A 19,701-nucleotide genomic window follows, 5' to 3' on the forward strand; every position below is an offset into this window, starting at 1 on the left:
ATGAAGAATTTACTATACATACTTTCGTTTTTGTTCAGTTTTGGATTAATTGCCCAAAACAATATCCTTTTTGAACAAGGTAACACCCTTTATAACGAGGGTAAATATGCAGAAGCTATTTCAAAATATGAATCTATTTTGGATACTAAAAACCATTCCGCGGATTTGTATTTCAATCTTGCTAATGCCCATTACAAGCTAAATAATATAGCTCCAAGTATTTTTTATTATGAAAAGGCGCTGCAGTTAGCACCAAATGATAAAGAGATTAAAAACAACTTAGCTTTTGCTAAAAACATGACTATCGATGCAATTGAAGTTGTGCCCGATGTTGGTTTTTCAAAATTATTTAAAAGCATAACACACAGCATGAGTTTTGATGCTTGGGCCAAAGCCGCTGTAGTACTTGTATTTGTTTTTGTACTGTTATTTTTAATGTATTATTTTGCTTATTCTTCGGGTAGAAAACGTTTAGCTTTTATAGGGAGTACACTGTCTTTTATACTATTGTGTGTTGCGTTGGCCTTTGCTTTTCAGAAATATGCATTAGATAAAAAAGACAAACCAGCGATTGTTTTTGCACAAGAATCTCGAGTAAAAAGTGAACCAAATTTACGAAGTGAAGAAGCCTTTAGACTTCATGAAGGCACAAAAGTTCAGGTTGTAGATTCTGTTGATAATTGGAGAAAAATAAAGCTATCCGATGGAAAAACGGGATGGCTGTCTTCCGAAGATATTAAAACATTAACAGCATTTTAATAGCGTGTTTTTTATAAGCATAAGATTTTAATGGTATATTAGCAATCGATAAAATTTAAAATAAATGTCAAGAAACATCGTTTCTTTTTTCTTCTTATTTTCTTTTTTGGTGTTTTTAACGGCTCCAACTGTAATTGCTATGGTTGACAATTCTGTTGATATTTCGTTGTTTTTCTCAATGGCAGAAGAAGAAGAAAATGGACAGCCAAAAGTTAAAACAGTAAAAGATATTATTTTAGAAAATCAAGATAACGATGTTTTTGTTAGCTTAAAAGAAGCAATAAGTCATTTAAGCTATTATGTTAAAAATTATTCAAAACCTTACCTTAATTTAATTTCTCCACCTCCAAAATTCGCTTAATAATTTTTCCGTTGTTGAACAGTTTTGTTCAATATTATTCGATTATTAAAAATTATTAAAACCGCTGAAGCATAACACTTCGGCTAAAGTGAATTTATCTATGTTTAAAAATATTAAGAGCGACTTACCCGCGAGTATTGTCGTGTTTTTTGTTGCGTTACCATTATGTTTAGGTATTGCATTAGCTAGTGGTGCGCCACTATTTTCTGGAGTTATTGCTGGTGTTGTTGGAGGTGTTGTTGTTGGGAGTTTAAGTGGATCTAACCTTGGAGTTAGTGGACCTGCTGCCGGATTAGCAGCCATTGTTTTAACGGCTATTGGTTCTTTAGGAGGCTATGAGAATTTTTTAGTGGCTGTTGTTTTAGGGGGTATTATTCAAATTATTTTTGGAGTTTTAAAAGCTGGGGTTATAGGGTATTATTTCCCGTCTTCTGTAATTAAAGGCATGTTAACTGGTATTGGAATTATTATTATTTTAAAACAAATTCCACATTTTTTTGGTTATGATGCGGAGCTTGAAGGTGCCGATAGTTTTGTTGAAAGTTCTGGTGAAAATACTTTTTCAGCCCTATTCAATATTACAGATCATATTATTTTAGGATCTCTACTCATTGGCCTAATAGGTTTAGGAATTATATTGTTTTGGGACAAAGTATTAGCAAAAAAAGCTAAAATATTTCAAGTTATTCAAGGACCTTTCGTAGCGGTTGTTATGGGTATTATTTATTTTGTTTTCACTAAAGATAGTGATACCTTAAGCATTGCATCATCTCATTTGGTTAGTGTGCCAATTCCAGAAGATTTTTCTTCATTTTTGGGTCAGTTTAGTTTTCCTAATTTTTCAGCCATAACAAATCCAGATGTATGGATTGTAGCGTTTACTATTGCTTTAGTGGCTAGTTTAGAAACCTTATTAAGTGTTGAAGCTACCGATAAATTAGACCCTCATAAAAATGTAACCCCTACCAATCGTGAATTATTAGCCCAAGGCACAGGAAATATTGTCGTGGGCTTAATTGGAGGGTTACCAATAACACAAGTTATTGTGCGTAGTTCGGCCAATATTCAATCGGGTGGAATGTCAAAATTATCAACTATTTTGCACGGATTTTTATTATTAATATCAGTTGTAGCCATCCCACGATTATTGAATATGATTCCTCTTTCAGTTCTAGCAGCCATTTTATTAGTTGTAGGCTATAAATTAGCAAAACCTAGTTTGTTTTTAAAAATGTATAAAATGGGTTGGAAACAGTTTATTCCGTTTACCGCAACTGTTTTAGGTATTGTGTTTATCGACTTGCTTTGGGGTATTGGATTAGGACTTACCGTTGGTATTGTGGTTATTCTTTTAAAAAGTTACCAAAACTCTCATTTTCTTCATATTGAAGATAACAGCAACGGAAAGCATAAAATAAAAATGACCTTAGCGGAAGAAGTAACCTTTTTTAATAAAGGCGCTATTTTAAAAGAATTGGATAGTTTACCTAAAGACACTTATTTGGAGATTAACCTTATTAAAACAAGGTATTTAGATAACGATATTATTGAAATTCTTGAAGATTTTCTTTTCAAAGCAGAGGAACGAAATATTGATATTAAGTTGGTTTCTAAACGCGGTATTGTAGAAAACCCTGCAAGTTTTATTAAGTTTTTTAATGAAAGAAAGAAGTCGAGTTTAAGTTTAAGCTAAAGGCTATGAAAAGTAATAAATTTAAAATTTTAGTACTTTCAGATTTAAAGAAACATGCTAACAGTGTCGTAACAAGTGCGATTAGTTTATCCAAAATGTTAGATACCGAGGTGGATTTGTTTTATGTGAAAAAACCAACCGAAGTTATCGCAACTGATAGTCAGTTATCGGCTATCCGGTCTCTAAATCACGAGCAAAATCTATTACGAAATAAAATTCAAGAAACGATAAAGCCCTTAATTAAAAGTTATGGGGTTCATATCACGTCAAATTTTCGTATTGGTCATCTGAAGTCTGAAATCGAAGCTTATATAAAAGCGACAAAACCAGATATTATTGTGTTAGGAAAACGGAATTCTAAACTTATCAAGCTCACACGAGACCATATCGCTGATTTTGTTTTAAAAATACATGAAGGCCCAGTGGTGATAATCTCTGGTGAACCTGGATTAGTTCCAGAAAACGATGTGCATATTGGATTGCTAAATGGGAAATCGCAAGGTTTTAATCAAGTCCTTACGGAAGATTTAAAGACTAAAACATCTGGGGACTTAAAAACCTTCAATATTGTAAAAAGTATTGATAAATCAGAAGAAATGAATACGATTGATGTAAATAAAACCATTGATTTTGTATTTGAAAAAAATGATAATACCATAAAAAATCTATCCAATTATTTAGAAAAAAATCAAGTGAACTTACTGCTTGTAAATCGTGCGGATAATGCCGATTTAACTTCTAATAATACATCGGATATTAAAAATGTAATTAACAATTTAAAGGTGTCGCTATTTATAACCGGTAGCACACAAAAACAGGTTGTTTAAAAAAAAAGAAAATATTATGAAAGCACATACAAAAGAAACACAGGCAACAATGACACCTGAAAAGTCATTACAATATTTAAAAGAAGGTAATCAAAGGTTTCAACAAAATTTAAAAGCGAACCGAAACCTTTTAGAACAAGTAAACGATACCAGCTCTGGACAATTTCCTTTTGCAACTATTTTAAGTTGTATCGATTCGAGAGTCTCTGCCGAGTTGATTTTCGATCAAGGATTAGGCGATATTTTTAGCGTTCGTATTGCAGGAAATATTGTAAACGAAGATATTTTAGGGAGTATGGAGTTTGCATGTAAGCTAGCCGGTACAGAACTTATTGTTGTTTTAGGGCATACTAGTTGTGGTGCTGTAAAAGGTGCTTGCGATGGTGCCGAAATGGGTAATTTAACAAAGTTAGTTCAAAAAATAAACCCTGCAGTCCATGCCGTTACAGAACCTAAAGATGAAAGTTTAAGAAATTCTAAGAACTTAGAATTTGTTGACCAAGTATCTCACATGAATGTGCAGTTAATGATTGATAGAATTCATGCCGAAAGCCCAATACTAACAGAAATGGAGCAAAGCGGCGCCATAAAAATAATTGGTGCTATGTATGATGTTAATACAGGTGCAGTAAAGTTTTATGAATAGAAAAGTAAAAAGGAAGAAGGTAAATATGGTAGCATTAATATTAGTGTTAATGTTACCAATATTTGCTCAAGCCCAAGATAGCGATTTAGGAAACTGGTTGATTTATATTGGAAACAAAAAAATAAATAGCAAGTGGAATATTCATAACGAGGTACAGTACCGAAATTATAATGTTGTTGGTGATTTAGAGCAATTGCTTTTACGTACCGGTTTAGGATATAATATCACAGAGAAAAACAATATATTATTAGGATATGGTTATATATTATCCGAAAATTATGTTGGAGAAACCGATGAAAAAGTATCTGTAAACGAGCATCGTATTTTTCAGCAATTCACAACTAAACAAAGTATTGGTAAAGTAGGGTTAAGCCATCGCTATCGTTTTGAACAACGTTTTGTTGAAGCTGATTTTAAAATGCGTTTTCGTTATTTTTTAGGCGTAAAAATCCCACTTCAGTATAACGAAGAAGGGAATAATCCATTATATCTTTCGGCCTATAACGAAATATTTTTAAATACTAAATCGTCGGTGTTTGATAGAAATCGGGTTTATGGCGGTTTAGGATATACCTTTTCTGAACAACTACGACTAGAATTGGGGTATATGAATCAGTTTTTTGAAACCTCAGGCAGAGATCAAGTGAATATTATTGCGTTTGTAAATTTCTAACAAAAGGCGGTTTAAATTTTTTAAATCGTTAAAAATTTAAGTTAACTTAGAGAAATACTTAAAACCAGTATATGAAGCGTTTATTTTCAAATATAAAGGGCGATGCCTTTGGTGGCATTACGGCAGGAATAGTGGCGCTCCCACTGGCTTTAGCTTTTGGAGTGTCGTCAGGTTTAGGGCCTGAGGCTGGCTTATATGGCGCTATTTTTATTAGCTTTTTTGCGGCTCTTTTTGGAGGTACTAGCACGCAGATTTCAGGACCTACTGCTCCTATGACTGCTGTAAGTATGGTAGTTATTGCTGGTCTTGTTGCTGCTAACGATGGTAGTGTAGAAAAAGCATTACCTGCTATTTTAACGGTTTTTATGTTAGCAGGATTTATGCAAGTGGGGTTAGGGCTTTTAGGGCTAGGTAAATACATTCGGTATATTCCATATCCCGTGGTTTCTGGATTTATGACGGCTATTGGAGTCATTATTCTTTTAACTCAAATTCTCCCATCTATTGGTTATTACCCAAAAGAAGACGCGGAATTTGTAGATCAATTTAAACCGCAAGCCAAAGAAATTTTACTTGAAAATATTTTAAAAGAAGAAGCAGGAGAAGGCCTTTTGGTGCTCGAAAATTTCAAAGAAACTATTGCTAAAGCTGAAGGGATTTCAGCAGAACAAATATTAAATGAAGCACAAACTCTAGCAGGAAAAGAAGCCTCTGGAACCGTTGGAGCTATAAAAGTGTTGCCTCGTGCTTTGCAAAATATAAATTGGTTAGAATTGGTTTTAGCTTTAGCCACTATATTTATAATCTATGGTTTTAAACGTATTACTAAAGCTGTACCAAGTACATTAGTCGCATTAATCGTGGTGTCAGGGGTAGCTTATGGATTTAATTTAGGGTATCGACCTATTTCTCAAATCCCGGGCGGTATCCCAATACCAAAACTAGAAATGTTTACAAGTTTTAGTTTGGGTAGTATAACACCTTATGTTTTTACAGCACTTACATTAGCTTTACTAGGAGCTATAGATTCTCTTTTAACGAGTGTAGTTGCTGATAATATGACAAAAACAAAGCATAAGCCGAATAAAGAATTAATAGGGCAAGGTATTGGTAATAGTATTGCGGCTCTTTTTGGTGGAATTCCTGGAGCAGGAGCTACTATTCGTACGGTTGTAAATATTAATGCTGGTGGAAAAACTAAGCTTTCTGGAATGATTGCAGGCGTCATATTACTTGTCATCATGCTTGCTTTAGGACCTGTCGCTTCCAAAATTCCAGCAGCCGTTTTAGCGGGTATTTTAATTACTGTTGGTATTGGTGTTATGGATTATAAAGGCTTAAAAGCAATTCCTAGTTTACCAAAAGATATAAAATTTGGGCCTGTAAAACTGAGTTCGGAAGTTTTAATTATGATTGTTGTGTTGCTTTTATCAACCTTTTGGGACTTAATTTATGCTGTTGGTATTGGTTTAATTATTGCGTCGTTAATGTTTATGAAAAAAATAGGAGATTTAACCGCGGAGCGTTCCGATGTTAAATCTCTAAAAGAAGAGATGTGGGATGATGAAGCAGGTTTTCCAGAAAATTTAAAAAATGAAGTTTTTATCAAACATTTAAAAGGGCCATTATTCTTTGGTTCAACTAGCGATTTTCAAGCCTTATCGTTACAAATCCCAAATACCGCAAAAACCGTTATTATTAGGTTAGGGCGCATGCAATATATGGATCAATCTGGTTTGTATGCTATGGAAGATATGTTACAAGAATTAAAAAACAATCATGTTGAAGTACTATTTGTCGGTTTGTTAAAACAACCGCGGTACATGATGGAGCGCATAGATATTATTCCAGATTTTATACCTAATGAACATATTTTTAAAGATTTTAAATCTTGTTTGCAATGGGTGAAACGTTATGTGAAGGATGCAAATTAGATTGTTTTACCTTTGTAGAATTAAAAAATAAGATATGGATTTAAAGAAAGTATTTGAAAACAATGAAAGTTGGATTAAAAAACAATTAGCGATTTCCGAAAATTATTTTGACGATTTAGGAAAAGGACAAAAACCAGAATTATTATATGTAGGTTGCAGTGACAGTAGGGTAACGGCGGAAGATTTAATGGGGTTAGGTCCTGGTGAAGTTTTTGTGCACCGTAATATCGCTAATATGGTGATTAGTATCGATTTGAATGTTATGTCTGTAGTAAACTACGCTGTAGATCATTTAAAAGTGAATCATATTGTGGTTTGTGGACATTACGGATGCGGAGGCGTTAAAGCCGCCATGCAATCGGCAGATTTAGGTATTTTAAATCCTTGGTTACGTAATATTCGTGATGTTTATAGAATTCATAAATTAGAATTAAATAGCATTGAATGTGAAGAAAAAAGATACGATCGTTTAGTGGAGTTAAACGTTAAAGAACAGTGCGTTAATCTTATTAAAACGGCAGCGGTACAAAAGGCTTATAGAGATCGCGGCTTAACAGTGCACGGTTGGGTATTCGATGTACACACGGGAAAATTAATCGATTTAAAAATTGATTTCGAAAAGTATTTGCATGATATTATGGAAATTTATCACTTGGATTAAGTGATAGAAGACTGTTTAAAGGATATTAAAAAGCCACCTTTTAAAAGTGGCTTTTTTCACTAAACTCAATTAAAAATTAGGAATAAATATAAAACTTTATTGTAACAAGCTATAAATAAACTCTGGGTAACCGCGCTCGCCATCGGCGTTGGTTAATGCTAAAAATTTAAGTTTATATAGGTTTCCGTCTGTATCACTTACTACGTAAAATACATGGTCTTTTAAAGAAGGTAGAGATCCTGGGCCGCCACCATTTCTCCAACTGCTTCCAACACTACGTTGATCGTTAGTGAAATTAGCATCAACTACATCGGTTAAAGCAAAATCGGCATAAGTAAACGCGTCAATATCGGTGTCAATCATATATACTTTAGCATCGGCTTTTACATTATTTACAACAAAATCTGAATAACCATAAGAGCCGTAACCTTCAATTTCATTAGTAAAAACAGTAAAATTTAAATCCCACTCGGTTTTTTCAGGTTCTACATTTACTACAGTTTCGGTATTGAAACTAAAAAATGTAAAGTTGTAATTTGAATTTTTAGAAATTGTAACCTCTTTGTGAGTGGTTGCATCTAAATCGGCATATTGTAAAATATAATCGTCTCCATTTTTTAGAACACGTATTTTTTTCCAGCCTCTAGAATCTCCAGAAATTTCTACACTACCTGTAGAAGGGGTTTCCGTTCCAACTTCGTTTCCTAAGTTTACTAGATACACTTTGTTATCAACATCGGTAGCAGAAATTTCTGAAATAGCTGTTTCTGAAATAGTTCCATCCGGAGCGTCTACATAAATAATGTTTTCAGCCTTGTAAGTTCCTACAGCGACACTAGGTTGTAACTCTTGAACTTCGGTTGATAACGACGAAACGGCATCAATATCTGTTTCAGTTAATTCGGCTACGGCCATATAAATTGAACCATTTATTGCTACTCTAAATTCTGTTCCAGAATAAAACCCTAAATCCCAAGTATCTCTTTGGATGGCAGTAGTTGTATTGGTACTTAAGTCAATATAAACTTGGTTTTGTTCATTTGGCCCACCAACTTCTGGTGAAATGGAAGCGCCTTCTATCACTATTTTTATGGGGTCGCTGGGCGTCTCATCACTGCTACAACTTGATAAAACAAGAGCAAAAACGCATAATATTAAAGTTGAAAATTTGTTGTTCATAATTAAAAGTATTTATTGGTTAAATATTAAGATTGTATAAAAGTTTTAAATAGTAAGAGCGGCCATAACCCAACAATAAAGAACTGTTAGCGCTTGAATGTACAGCGCCGGTAGAAGAACCGCTAACGGTAACATTGGTGACATCTAGCAAGTTTCGACCTCCCAGGGTCGCTTGAATTTTATTGTTGAATAAAGATTTTTTAACAGAAGCATCTAGCCAGGTATAAGCGTTGGTTGTTGCTTTTTCGAATAGAGCATTTTTATTGGAATCGGTTCCCGAGGCCACATAATCTTTTTGTTTACCGTTGTGTTTTAAAAGCAGCGTTACACTAGTATTCCATTTTTTAATGAAGTAATTCGCACTGGTATTTATTTGAAACGAATACAGAAAATCATTGTTAGCATTCACTTCATTATTTGCAATTTGGGAAATACCCTGAAGCGTAGCGCCCAAATTAAAAGACCAATTATTGGTTTTAATTTTATTTTCCGAAGTGATCCCCCATAATTTATAAGCATCAATATTGATATACTGATATTGTAAAGGTGAAGAATTTACAACGGCTAAATCTATTTTATCGTTAACATTGAGGTAGGTGATTTTAAAAGTATTTATCAGTGAAACCGTATTTATCAAAGTGCGTTTTTTAAGATTTACAGCGGCCGAGAACCCGTTTTCAGGATTTAAATTTTCATTGCCTTGCACATCATGATTAGAATCTACAAAATAGTAGTACAACTCGCTAAAGCTTGGCGTACGGTAAGATGTACCAATATTGCCTCGTAATTCAAAACCATGATTCATTAAATAGCGCGTGCTAAAAGAATTTATTAATTTGGAATGAAATAAGGAATTGTACTCATATCGAATTCCTGGACGTATTGAGAATTTTTCACTCAAATTAAATTCCGAAGAACCAAAAACAGCTGTATTATTTTGTTTTTGCACTTTGTCTAACTGAGTAACATCTCCCGAAGCTTCGGTATCAAAACCTTTCATTATGCGACTTTCAAAACCCAATTGAAAATTAAAAACATCGCTTTTTACCAAATTACTAACCAAGCCTTTTCCAAAAAACACGCTGCTAGATTGGTAGGTTTCATCGGTTTCGTTTGTTCGTTCTTGAGTAAGGATGTAGTAAGTAAATTGGTTTAAATCGCGGGTTTGCTGTTGGTAAGAAAGTGATAAGCCATAATTTGCTCCAGAGGTAAAATGTCCGTTAATGTTTAAGTTATTTACAAAACGATTGGTAGTGAAAATTCTATCGGTTGCCGACGGATTACTAGTCTGTGAGTCGGTATCAATATTGGCTCGAACAGCAGCATCGTAATAATTAATCACCTCATTAAAATATTCCGTTTTATACGAAAGCTGGAAATTGTTCTTCTTATAATTTAAAAAGGCATTGGTGTTTATTTGTGTTTTAGGTAGCCAACTGTGGCCTCTTAAACTGTCGTTTTGGTAATGGTTTTTACCCAATTGATTATTGTAAAAACCCGCAAACTGATTTCGGTTTATACCAATTCTACTAAACCAATGCTCATTAATATTATGCGAAATATTTAAACCCTGAATATGCCGGCCTTCATCGAACCACGTATACTCATCGCTAACCGTTTCTTCTTGTAAAAGCGCCTGAACGCGCCATTTGTTATCTATTGATGTTTTGGTGATAATGTTAATCACGCCCGAAACAGCATTGGCGCCGTATTCCACACCCATAGCGCCTTCTACAATTTCTATACGCTCAATATCATCTAAATTTATTTGCGTTAAATCAATATTATTTCCAAAACCATTATCACTTACCAATGGAATGTTATCAATCAAAACATTGAAATATTGGGCGTCTAAACCAAAAAAAGAAATGGTCGATTTTCCACTTTTCGAATTCGGAATTACGGTTAGATTTAAATTATAATTCAGTAAATCGGCTAAATTATTGGCTGCTTGATTTTCAATTTGTTCACGATTTATAACAATAACAGTGTTAACCGATTTTCGGATAGATTGCGGATTGTATTGCCCAGTCACCACAATTTCCTCTAAGCTATTCATGTCTTGAGCAGTTTCGTTTTCTGTTTGAGAAAATCCAATGAGACAAAAAAATATTAGAAAAAAGATTACAATATTGTTTTTATTTAGATTCATTCTATATAAATTTGCTGCAAATATATAAGTTATCTTAATTCAGTCTAAATAAGAACAACAAATTTTCAATTATTTTTTAATCCTCGATAACAAACGTTTCAAAATGAAAAAACTAGCACTATTAACTTTAATTTCCTTAACAACATCCTTTGCTGGATTTGCTCAAAACAAAAAAAAACAAGATGCCGCAGCCATTAAAAAGATGTGTGGCTGTTTTGAAGTGACTTTCAATTTTGCAGAAACTTTTAACTATAGTGAAGACTCGCTTTACAAACCATCGGAGACCAAAATTGATAAAGGTTTGGAATGGGCGCAATTGGTTGAAGATGACAAAAACAAAATTTCTATTCAGCACTTATTGCAAGTTGGCCCGCCAAACAGCCCTTATATTGTGAAGCACTGGAGACAAGATTGGCTTTATGAAAACACCGATTTTTATATGTTTAATGGTGATAATACTTGGAATTTTGTTACTAAACCAAAGGCCGAAGTTAAAGGGCAATGGACACAAAAAGTATATCAAGTAGATGATAGTCCACGTTACGAAGGTTCGGGAACTTGGGTGCATGTAGATGGTAAAAATTATTGGGAAAACACCACCGACGCCCCATTGCCAAGACGTGAATACACCAAGCGTAGCGATTACAATGTAACCACGCGTGGTAACCGACATGAAATTACAAGTACTGGTTGGGTACACGACCAAGACAATGCTAAAGTTATTCGCGAAGCTGGAAAAGCAGATGTGATTTTAGCAAAAGAAAAAGGCTACAACACCTACGTTAAAGTAGCGGATAGTAAATGTAAAGCGGCTGCAGATTGGTGGGTAAAACATCAAGAAAAATGGGCTTTAGTTCGTAATAAATGGGACGATATTTATGGCAGAAACAAAAACCTAATTCTTGAAGAAAAGGTAGACAACAAACCACTTTACAAATTTTTATTTGATGAAGAAAACTACAGTACTCCCGAAAAAATAAATCCAGTAATAGAATCATTCGTAAAATAAACCCCTCATGAAAACAATATTAAATACAGTACTCTTATTAGTCTTTAGTTTGCAAATTACGGCACAAGATGCAAACCTATTACACGATAAAAAATTCTGGAGTTCTAAACCCAGTTTAGAAACTATAAAACAAACCATAGAGGCAGGGAACAGCCCAACAGCATTGACCTCTTCTGGTTTCGATGCTGTAACCAGTGCTATTTTTTCAAAGGCCGATTTCGAAATTGTAAAACACCTTTTAAGTTTTAAAGAAAACGAGGTTAATAAACTCACTCACGATGGAAGAACATACCTGTTTTGGGCTTCATATTCTGGAAACTTAGAGCTTGTAAATTATTTATTAGAAAACGGAGCGCGAGTAGATATTATTGATGATAAAGGAAGTTCGCCCTTAATTTTTGCAGCAGCAGCAGGAGAAACAAATACTAAAATTTATGATGCCCTAATTGCCAAAGGCGCTAATGTAAAAACCGAAACCAGTAAAGATGGCGCCAATGCCCTTTTACTTTTAATTCCGAAGGTGTCTAATTTTGATATTGTCGATTATTTTGAAACTAAAGGTGTCAGTTTAAAAAGCAAAGATCATTACGGAAATGGTGTGTTTAATTACACGGCTAAATCTGGAAATATCGATATGCTAAAAAAGCTTGTCGCTAAAGGCATTGAATATAATACCACCAATAAAAAAGGCGGCAACGCTTTTATTTTTGCTAGTCAGGGTGGTCGCGGACATTCTAACGGTATGGATGTTTTTAATTATTTAGAAAGCTTAGGGATAAACCCAAATGTAACCACTACAGAAGGTGTAAACCCGTTGCTTAATGTAGTGTCTAGCACAAAAGATATTAATATTATAGATTATTTTATTGGTAAAGGTATTGATGTTAATCAAGCTGATAAAAAAGGAAACACGCCCTTTATGAAAGCGGCTCAATCTAATAGTTTGGACATTGTAAAACATTTAGCAAAGCATAATAAAAACATTAATTTAAAGAATAAAGACGGTCAATCGGCATTAACATTGGCAGTTGAACGTAATAAACCGGAGGTTATTGAATACTTGTTAGCCAATAATGCCGATGCGACAATTATAGATGCTAAAGGCAATAATTTGGCCTATTATTTAGTGAATGCTTTTAGCAGAAGAAACAAAGCTGGGTTTTATGAAAAAGCAGAACTTTTAAAGGCGCATAACGTTAATTTTTCATCTAAACAAGCAGATAACAATACGCTTTACCACATCGCGATTGAAAAACTAGATTTAGATCTATTGAAATTTTTAGAACCTTCAAAAATAGATATTAATGCAAGGAATAACGACGGCCTTTCCGTGCTTCATATTGCTGCTATGAAATCTAAAGATACTACCATTTTAAAATATCTCATCGCTCAAGGTGCAGATAAAAAGGCATTAACCGAGTTCGATGAGTCGGTTTTCGATTTAGCACAAGAAAATGAATTGCTAAAAGCTAGTGGTAGCGATATTAACTTCTTAAAATAAAAAACATGAAAAAAAATATTAAATCATACACTTTTTTAACGCTTCTTGCGGTAACGCTATTAGCCACTTTTGCATTTTCAGCTAAACCAAACGCCTTTAAATACATGGTGCAAATGATTAATTATTCAGGTGAAGGGGCTTATGTTGTTATCTCCTTAATTAACCCTGAAGGCGAGTACGAAAAAACCTTGTATATACAAGGCGACGATGACGAATGGTATCATGATATTTCGGAATGGTGGCGTTTTTACGGAAAAACTAGAACGGATATCGACGCTATTACAGGAGCAACTATTGGAGGAGGCGAACGCGCTATAAATGTGATTGAAATTGATAACGATAAAATAGATGCTGGTTATAGTATCCGTTTTGAAACGGCCGTAGAAGATAAAGAATACTATACCAAAGATGTAGAATTCTTACTAACATCTGAAAACGTAAAACTTAAACATGAGGGGACAGGATACATCCGTTACGTGCGTATGATACCGCAATAAAACCTAAAAGGTACAGCACTCTTTAAAACAAAAAATATTGCAATAATGACCATTTCTATTTGGAGATATAGCCACCTTATTCTGGCTATATCTTCTTCTTTATTTATTTTACTAGCCTCTGTTACGGGGATAATTTTAGCTTTCGAACCTATTTCGAATCAGCTAAAACCTTATGCTGTTCAAAATGGGGAAACGCTGTCTTTGGCGACAACCATTAGTGCGTTGCAAACGGAATACAATGAACTCATCAACATAGAAATAGACAATAATAATTTTGTTAGTGCATCGGTGATAACAAAAGATGGCGATAATGAAACGTTTTATATCAATCCGTTTACCGGAAAAAAAATTGGAGAACTTATTGAAAAAGCACCTATTTTTAAATTTGCTACTAATTTACATCGGTCGTTATTTTTAAAATCTACGGGGCGTGCTATTATTGGTATCGTGTCTTTTTTATTGCTTTTAATGGCGATAACGGGCGTTGTTTTAATAGCTAAACGTCAAGGTGGTGCTCTAAAGTTTTTCTCTAAAATTGTAAAAGAAGCGTTTAATCAATATTATCACATCATCATTGGTCGCTACACGCTTATTCCTATAATCATCGTTACCATTACCGGTGTTTACTTGTCTTTAGAAAAGTTTTCATTATTACCTTCGGAAAAAATTGCGCATCAATTTCCAGATGAATCTTTTGCTGAAACCCAAAAACTTGATGTTTCAGATTTTCAAATATTTCAAAATACAACTTTAGAAGAGGTCGAGCATTTGGAATTCCCTTTTTCTGATGATATTGAAGACTATTTTACCTTAAAATTAAAAGATAAAGAAATACTTGTAAATCAGTTTTCGGGTGCTATAATTAGTAATCAAAAAAAGCCATTAATTACACAAGCCTCAAACTTTAGTTTTGTCTTGCATACTGGGCAAGGAAGTGTATGGTGGTCTCTTGTTTTACTATTAACTTGTATCGCTATTTTATTTTTTATTTATTCTGGTTTTGCTATGAGTATTAGGCGTACAAAAAACAGGGTGGTGCCAAAAAATAAATTCAAAAAAGACGAATCGGAATATATTATTCTTATTGGATCGGAAACAGGAAGCACCTTCAGACTAGCAAATGCTTTTTTTAATGCGCTTTTAGAAACAGGAAAAACCGTTTTTATTACTGAATTGAACAAATATTCAAGTTTTAAAAAAGCCAAACATCTTATTGTTTTTACATCGACTTACGGCGAGGGTGAAGCGCCTACAAATGCCAGTAATTTTGAAAAATTAGTTCACAGCATTAATCAAACAAATACCATACAATATGCTGTGGTTGGTTTCGGTTCTTTGGCTTATCCAGATTATTGTAAATATGCTATTATGGTAGATGCGATGTTGCAATTACATCAAAATTTTATTCCAACTATTCCACTTCAAAAAATTAATAATCAATCGTTTTCAGATTTTAATGTTTGGGTAAAAACATGGAGTGAGAGTCAAGGTTTAAAGCTCGATATAAAAGAACCTGTAAGTAGAATAGATTCTAAAAAGCAAATAACGTTTCAGTTGGTTGAACGTACAGCAATAAATAAAGATCAATCTTTTTTGCTTCATTTAAAACCGAATAAAAAAATAAAATTTCAATCGGGTGATTTACTTTCAATTTATCCCGAAAATAACACGGTAGAACGCTTGTATTCTATTGCAAAACTGGATGATAATGTACTGTTAAGTATTAAAAAACATGAGTTCGGATTGGTTTCAAATTTCTTTAACACCTTAAATATAAACGACATGATTACTGCTTGCATAAAACTAAATGCCGAATTTTATATCCCCAAAAAAGCTAAAGAAGTCGTTATGATTTGCAATGGGACAGGTATTGCTCCATTTTTAGGTATGTTAAATGATGAGACCAAATTGACAAAAAAATATCTGTTCTGGGGCGGGCGAACCAAAGCATCACTTAAAATATATGCACCACTAATAGATCGTGCTTTTTATAGCAAAGGGCTTTCTGGTTTTTATGTGAGTTTTTCTCAGGAGGAAAATCAGAAAAAATATGTTCAGAATTTAATTATGGAACAAGCAGTTATTATTTCACGAGTTTTAAAAACAGGTGGAGTTATCATGATTTGTGGTTCTGTTGCCATGCAAAACGGTGTATTAGCCGTTCTTGATGACATTACGTCAATGGAGTTAAATTTACCTTTAAGTGCTTTTCAAGATAACAATCAAATAAAAACGGACTGCTATTAAAAAGATAGATTATGTGTAGAAATAGTATTAAAATTTTATCTAGAGTGCCTTCGGGAGAGCTTTCTTTTTGTAGTGAATGTGGGGTGTATCATTTGGAATTCAATAATATATATTTAGAATTAAAACAGAGTGAATTTAAGCAATTTAAAGATTATATAATCAATATAGAAATCGATTATTGGGAAAATAAATACGCTTGTGCCAAGGTGCAGCGTAAAATTCCAATTCCGTCCATGCAATCTAATTTGGTGCTTATGTTTAAACGGGAAGAAATTAAAGAATTACAAGCGCTGTTTAACCTAGAAAATCGTACAGGAATAAGTGTTTTAAACTTAAAAGATATTGATTACACGTTTATTTTAAACTAATTAAATAGCTGTAAATACACGAAAATTAAAAAAGTAAACTCTATTTTTTTTACGGAAACCAGGGGTTTCAAATTTCGTGTAATTTAACACATACGCTTTAAAAATAAATTCGTGAATTTGTGGCAAAAAACACACTAAACCTGTTTTACCGAAATAATTTTAACCGGGCAGGCTTTAGCTGCATGATCCGCAGCTTCAAAAATAAGCTCATCGTTAGATTTTAAAGTGAAAAATCCTTTTTTATCTTGACCATGCAGCAATACGGTTTTTCCGTCTTTTTTCGACATCTGAAACTGTTCTGGGGCCAACTCGACACAGTAGTTACAACCAATACATTTTTTCCGCTGTAGCGTGATAACAACCATTAGGCTTCTACTTTATTTTCAACAATTTTATATAGTTTATCAGACTGGCGGATTCTAAACGGTAGTTTTATAGTTACCAAATCGCCTTTTGTGCCTTCACTTAATTTTTGGTCGTTTACTAAAAATTCTTCAACCACTAATTCTTGCGCACCTGTTGTTGGTCCGGTAATTAAAATGGTATCGCCAACATTAATATTGTAAGCTTCAATTTTAAACTCACCCACATTAGCTTTAGGAAAAAAGTGTGTACCTTTTCCAATATAGACTTTCTTTTGTGTGGCGTGCGATCCAGAACCTTTACTCCATTCTCCAAGTTTTTGCCCCAAATAATACCCACTCCAAAAACCACGATTGTAAACCGTTTCTAGGGTTTGCATCCAGCTTATTACTTCTTCTTTATTATAAGTTCCGTTCTCAATACTATCAATAGCTTCGCGGTAACATTTTATCACTTTTGCCACATATTCTGGCGCGCGACCTCGACCTTCAATTTTTAAAACTTTTATACCAGCATCGACCACTTCATCTAAAAAATCGATGGTGCATAAATCTTTAGGCGACATAATATACTCGTTATCCAACTCCATTTCAAAACCAGTTTCCTGGTCGATTACGGTATATTTTTTTCTGCAATTTTGTTTACAAGCCCCTCGGTTTGCCGATGAGTTTTGCGAATGTAAACTCATATAACATTTACCGGAAACCGCCATGCATAGCGCACCGTGACCAAAGATTTCTATCTCAACCAGTTTTCCCGATGGGCCTTTTATTTGTTCTTTTTCAATCTGCTCGGTAATTTTTTTAACCTGGCGTAAACTTAACTCACGACTTAAAACCATAGTATCGGCAAACATAGCATAGAACTTAACCGTTTCAATGTTAGTTACGTTAATTTGGGTAGAAATATGCACTTCCATTTGCTGCTCTCTGGCCATCGCAATTACCGATTGGTCCATAGCAATCACAGCCGTTATATTGGCTGCTTTAGCTTGTGTAATTAGGGTTTTTACGATGGATAAATCGTGATCGTAAATTATAGTGTTTAAAGTTAAATAACTTCTTACGCCCTTAGCTTCACAACGTTTTGCTATTTCTGGTAAATCATCTAAGGTAAAATTTACCGAAGCTCTAGCACGCATATTTAATTGCTCTACACCAAAGTAAACCGAATCTGCACCATTATCTAAAGCTGCTTGTAGCGATTCAAAATTACCGGCAGGCGCCATTAATTCTATGTTTTGCATAACTGTAGATTTAGATTTTATCGACTTTTAAAGTCTCAAAAATGTTACGTAAATCCTTTTTATATGGTAAGTGGTCGGCACGACCTTTCTTAAAAATATCGTTACTATTACCTTGGCCTTTTCGCAATGCTTTTTGTTCTTCGTATGGCAAAGCATGAATTTCTTTACAGTTTGTAGAACAGCAATTATTCATTTCTTCCTTGCAAGTGTCGCACTGAATAAATAATAAATGGCAAGCCTCGTTTGCACAGTTGGTGTGCACATCGAAAGGGGTGCCGCATTGGTGGCAATTCGCAATTACGTCATCACTAATACGTTCTGCACGGCGCTCATCGAACACAAAATTCTGACCTAAAAATTTATTTTCTAGGTTCTGTTCTTTCACCTGGCGTGTATATTCAATAATACCACCTTCTAACTGAAACACATTTTTAAAACCTTTATGTTTAAAGTAAGCGCTCGCCTTTTCGCAACGGATGCCACCGGTGCAATACATTACTAAATTTTTATCTTCTTTGTGAGATTTTAAATCGTCTTCAATAATATCTAGAGATTCTCTAAAGGTATCCACATCAGGCGTTACAGCATTTTTAAAATGCCCAATTTCACTCTCGTAGTGGTTTCGCATATCCACCAAAACGGTATTTTCATCTTCAATTAATGCATTGAATTTGTCAGCATCCACATGTACACCTTTATTACGCACATCAAAGGTATCGTCATTCAAGCCATCGGCAACAATTTTGTTACGCACTTTCACTTTCAACTTCAAAAAGGATTTATTATCCTGCTCAACAGCAATATTTAACCGAATATCTTTCAAGAAATCTATGGTATCCAAATGCGATTTAAATTCATTAAATCGGTCGGCTGGTAAAGATAATTGTCCGTTAATTCCCTCATGAGCCACATAAATTCTACCCAAAACGTCCATCGCGTCCCAAGTTAAAAACAAATGATCTCTAAAAATTTGTGGATTGCCAATTTTGGCATATTGATAAAAAGAAAGTGTTAATCGACTTTTTCCTGCGTTGTCAATTAATTCGGCCCTTTCTTCTGCGCTTAATTTGTTGTACAGTTGCATGCTATACTAAGTTTTAAGGTTAAGAAATATTTTAAGCGGCAAAGATAATATTTTCAAAGCAACTCAGCCTTAGAATGAAAATCTTTTGGGCGCTCCCCGAAAAGGGTCGGGCTATTCGTTACAAGTCCGCGCACCTCCTTGCGTCGGGCTGTGGGCTTTTCACTACTATCCCTAGCGCGTGTGTTTGCTTATGTTTTTTCTTAATTCAATGTATAAGTGTATTTTCATAAATAAGGGCATCATAAAAAAAAACGCCTAAATAATACATATTTAAGCGCTCTTCGAATTAGTTAATAATAATTGTTTTTTTTGATAAATTTCATAGCAAACAATTTTCCCTTTTTCATATAACAGATGTAAAATAAGTAAAATGGTTGCGTAGGGAGGCTTAATTTCTTCTAAATACCAATTAATCAGCTTTATGGAAATCTCCATTATGTTGAAAACTATTATTGTATCCTCACAAAAGATGTAGTAATTTAGCAAATAAATCTTCAGATA

At 34.0% G+C, this 19,701-nt stretch carries 18 protein-coding genes; 13 read left to right on the forward strand and 5 right to left on the reverse strand.

Annotation, left to right across the window (positions count from 1 at the left end):
• The 8 genes from FQU21_RS08895 (at window position 1) to FQU21_RS08930 (ending at window position 7,554) form a co-directional block, all read left to right on the forward strand.
• Window positions 1-759, forward strand: coding sequence for an SH3 domain-containing protein (locus FQU21_RS08895; RefSeq protein WP_147677659.1), 759 nt, complete (start codon window positions 1-3; stop codon window positions 757-759).
• A gap of 64 nt (window positions 760-823) precedes the next feature.
• The gene (locus FQU21_RS08900) at window positions 824-1,120 is read left to right on the forward strand and encodes a hypothetical protein (protein WP_147677660.1); all 297 of its coding nucleotides are present in this window, start codon (window positions 824-826) and stop codon (window positions 1,118-1,120) included.
• Window positions 1,121-1,220: 100 nt separating this feature from the next.
• On the forward strand, window positions 1,221-2,813 hold the full coding sequence (locus FQU21_RS08905) for a SulP family inorganic anion transporter (RefSeq protein WP_147677661.1): 1,593 nt from the start codon (window positions 1,221-1,223) through the stop codon (window positions 2,811-2,813).
• Between the two features lie 5 nt (window positions 2,814-2,818).
• Window positions 2,819-3,640 (forward strand): universal stress protein, encoded by an 822-nt coding sequence (locus FQU21_RS08910; protein ID WP_147677662.1) that lies wholly within the window; start codon window positions 2,819-2,821, stop codon window positions 3,638-3,640.
• A gap of 16 nt (window positions 3,641-3,656) precedes the next feature.
• The gene (locus tag FQU21_RS08915; RefSeq protein ID WP_147677663.1) at window positions 3,657-4,286 is read left to right on the forward strand and encodes a carbonic anhydrase family protein; all 630 of its coding nucleotides are present in this window, start codon (window positions 3,657-3,659) and stop codon (window positions 4,284-4,286) included.
• Between the two features lie 25 nt (window positions 4,287-4,311).
• Window positions 4,312-4,959, forward strand: coding sequence for a DUF2490 domain-containing protein (locus FQU21_RS08920; protein WP_147677664.1), 648 nt, complete (start codon window positions 4,312-4,314; stop codon window positions 4,957-4,959).
• A 71-nt stretch (window positions 4,960-5,030) separates the two neighbouring features.
• A complete protein-coding gene (locus FQU21_RS08925; protein ID WP_147677665.1) occupies window positions 5,031-6,893 on the forward strand; it encodes a SulP family inorganic anion transporter in 1,863 nt (620 codons plus the stop codon).
• A gap of 34 nt (window positions 6,894-6,927) precedes the next feature.
• Window positions 6,928-7,554 (forward strand): carbonic anhydrase, encoded by a 627-nt coding sequence (locus tag FQU21_RS08930; RefSeq protein WP_147677666.1) that lies wholly within the window; start codon window positions 6,928-6,930, stop codon window positions 7,552-7,554.
• A 96-nt stretch (window positions 7,555-7,650) separates the two neighbouring features.
• Here FQU21_RS08930 and FQU21_RS08935 read toward each other — a convergent pair whose 3' ends face one another.
• Window positions 7,651-8,733, reverse strand: a complete 1,083-nt coding sequence (locus tag FQU21_RS08935) for an HmuY family protein (RefSeq protein ID WP_147677667.1) — start codon at window positions 8,731-8,733, stop codon at window positions 7,651-7,653.
• Between the two features lie 19 nt (window positions 8,734-8,752).
• A complete protein-coding gene (locus FQU21_RS08940) occupies window positions 8,753-10,792 on the reverse strand; it encodes a TonB-dependent receptor plug domain-containing protein (protein ID WP_246124806.1) in 2,040 nt (679 codons plus the stop codon).
• 196 nt (window positions 10,793-10,988) lie between these two features.
• On the opposite strand from FQU21_RS08940, the gene FQU21_RS08945 reads away from it, so the two are divergent.
• Genes FQU21_RS08945 through FQU21_RS08965 form a run of 5 tightly spaced genes read left to right on the forward strand, consistent with a single transcriptional unit; the run spans window position 10,989 to window position 16,507 of the window.
• Window positions 10,989-11,894, forward strand: a complete 906-nt coding sequence (locus FQU21_RS08945) for a DUF6607 family protein (RefSeq protein ID WP_147677669.1) — start codon at window positions 10,989-10,991, stop codon at window positions 11,892-11,894.
• 7 nt (window positions 11,895-11,901) lie between these two features.
• On the forward strand, window positions 11,902-13,395 hold the full coding sequence (locus FQU21_RS08950) for an ankyrin repeat domain-containing protein (RefSeq protein WP_147677670.1): 1,494 nt from the start codon (window positions 11,902-11,904) through the stop codon (window positions 13,393-13,395).
• 5 nt (window positions 13,396-13,400) lie between these two features.
• Complete coding sequence (locus FQU21_RS08955) at window positions 13,401-13,892, forward strand: DUF2271 domain-containing protein (protein ID WP_246124807.1); 492 nt, start codon at window positions 13,401-13,403, stop codon at window positions 13,890-13,892.
• A 45-nt stretch (window positions 13,893-13,937) separates the two neighbouring features.
• On the forward strand, window positions 13,938-16,139 hold the full coding sequence (locus tag FQU21_RS08960) for a PepSY domain-containing protein (protein WP_187269354.1): 2,202 nt from the start codon (window positions 13,938-13,940) through the stop codon (window positions 16,137-16,139).
• An 11-nt stretch (window positions 16,140-16,150) separates the two neighbouring features.
• Window positions 16,151-16,507, forward strand: coding sequence for a DUF6686 family protein (locus FQU21_RS08965; RefSeq protein ID WP_147677671.1), 357 nt, complete (start codon window positions 16,151-16,153; stop codon window positions 16,505-16,507).
• A 134-nt stretch (window positions 16,508-16,641) separates the two neighbouring features.
• Here the strand turns inward: FQU21_RS08965 and FQU21_RS08970 are convergent, their stop codons facing one another.
• From FQU21_RS08970 to trhO, 3 genes are read right to left on the reverse strand one after another with little or no spacing between them, the layout of a single operon-like run.
• On the reverse strand, window positions 16,642-16,872 hold the full coding sequence (locus FQU21_RS08970; RefSeq protein WP_147677672.1) for a ferredoxin: 231 nt from the start codon (window positions 16,870-16,872) through the stop codon (window positions 16,642-16,644).
• Entirely contained in the window at window positions 16,872-18,116 is a 1,245-nt protein-coding gene (locus tag FQU21_RS08975; protein WP_147677673.1) for a peptidase U32 family protein, read from the reverse strand. The genes FQU21_RS08970 and FQU21_RS08975 overlap by 1 nt, the downstream gene beginning before the upstream one ends.
• Window positions 18,117-18,126: 10 nt before the next feature.
• The gene (gene trhO / locus FQU21_RS08980; RefSeq protein WP_147677674.1) at window positions 18,127-19,200 is read right to left on the reverse strand and encodes an oxygen-dependent tRNA uridine(34) hydroxylase TrhO; all 1,074 of its coding nucleotides are present in this window, start codon (window positions 19,198-19,200) and stop codon (window positions 18,127-18,129) included.
• Window positions 19,201-19,701 lie beyond the last annotated feature (501 nt).

Origin of the sequence: Algibacter pacificus, assembly GCF_008033385.1 — a bacterium.
GTDB lineage: Bacteria > Bacteroidota > Bacteroidia > Flavobacteriales > Flavobacteriaceae > Algibacter > Algibacter pacificus.

Bases quoted from the DNA above. Each gene is read 5' to 3' on its own strand.
- FQU21_RS08955 (WP_246124807.1), top strand. From the start codon at position 13,401: ATGAAAAAAAATATTAAATCATACACTTTTTTAACGCTTCTTGCGGTA.
- FQU21_RS08950 (WP_147677670.1), top strand. From the start codon at position 11,902: ATGAAAACAATATTAAATACAGTACTCTTATTAGTCTTTAGTTTGCAA.
- FQU21_RS08960 (WP_187269354.1), top strand. From the start codon at position 13,938: ATGACCATTTCTATTTGGAGATATAGCCACCTTATTCTGGCTATATCT.
- FQU21_RS08945 (WP_147677669.1), top strand. From the start codon at position 10,989: ATGAAAAAACTAGCACTATTAACTTTAATTTCCTTAACAACATCCTTT.
- FQU21_RS08970 (WP_147677672.1), bottom strand. From the start codon at position 16,872: ATGGTTGTTATCACGCTACAGCGGAAAAAATGTATTGGTTGTAACTAC.
- FQU21_RS08895 (WP_147677659.1), top strand. From the start codon at position 1: ATGAAGAATTTACTATACATACTTTCGTTTTTGTTCAGTTTTGGATTA.
- FQU21_RS08900 (WP_147677660.1), top strand. From the start codon at position 824: ATGTCAAGAAACATCGTTTCTTTTTTCTTCTTATTTTCTTTTTTGGTG.
- trhO (WP_147677674.1), bottom strand. From the start codon at position 19,200: ATGCAACTGTACAACAAATTAAGCGCAGAAGAAAGGGCCGAATTAATT.
- FQU21_RS08935 (WP_147677667.1), bottom strand. From the start codon at position 8,733: ATGAACAACAAATTTTCAACTTTAATATTATGCGTTTTTGCTCTTGTT.
- FQU21_RS08920 (WP_147677664.1), top strand. From the start codon at position 4,312: ATGGTAGCATTAATATTAGTGTTAATGTTACCAATATTTGCTCAAGCC.
- FQU21_RS08925 (WP_147677665.1), top strand. From the start codon at position 5,031: ATGAAGCGTTTATTTTCAAATATAAAGGGCGATGCCTTTGGTGGCATT.
- FQU21_RS08940 (WP_246124806.1), bottom strand. From the start codon at position 10,792: ATGAATAGCTTAGAGGAAATTGTGGTGACTGGGCAATACAATCCGCAA.
- FQU21_RS08915 (WP_147677663.1), top strand. From the start codon at position 3,657: ATGAAAGCACATACAAAAGAAACACAGGCAACAATGACACCTGAAAAG.
- FQU21_RS08975 (WP_147677673.1), bottom strand. From the start codon at position 18,116: ATGCAAAACATAGAATTAATGGCGCCTGCCGGTAATTTTGAATCGCTA.
- FQU21_RS08905 (WP_147677661.1), top strand. From the start codon at position 1,221: ATGTTTAAAAATATTAAGAGCGACTTACCCGCGAGTATTGTCGTGTTT.
- FQU21_RS08930 (WP_147677666.1), top strand. From the start codon at position 6,928: ATGGATTTAAAGAAAGTATTTGAAAACAATGAAAGTTGGATTAAAAAA.
- FQU21_RS08910 (WP_147677662.1), top strand. From the start codon at position 2,819: ATGAAAAGTAATAAATTTAAAATTTTAGTACTTTCAGATTTAAAGAAA.
- FQU21_RS08965 (WP_147677671.1), top strand. From the start codon at position 16,151: ATGTGTAGAAATAGTATTAAAATTTTATCTAGAGTGCCTTCGGGAGAG.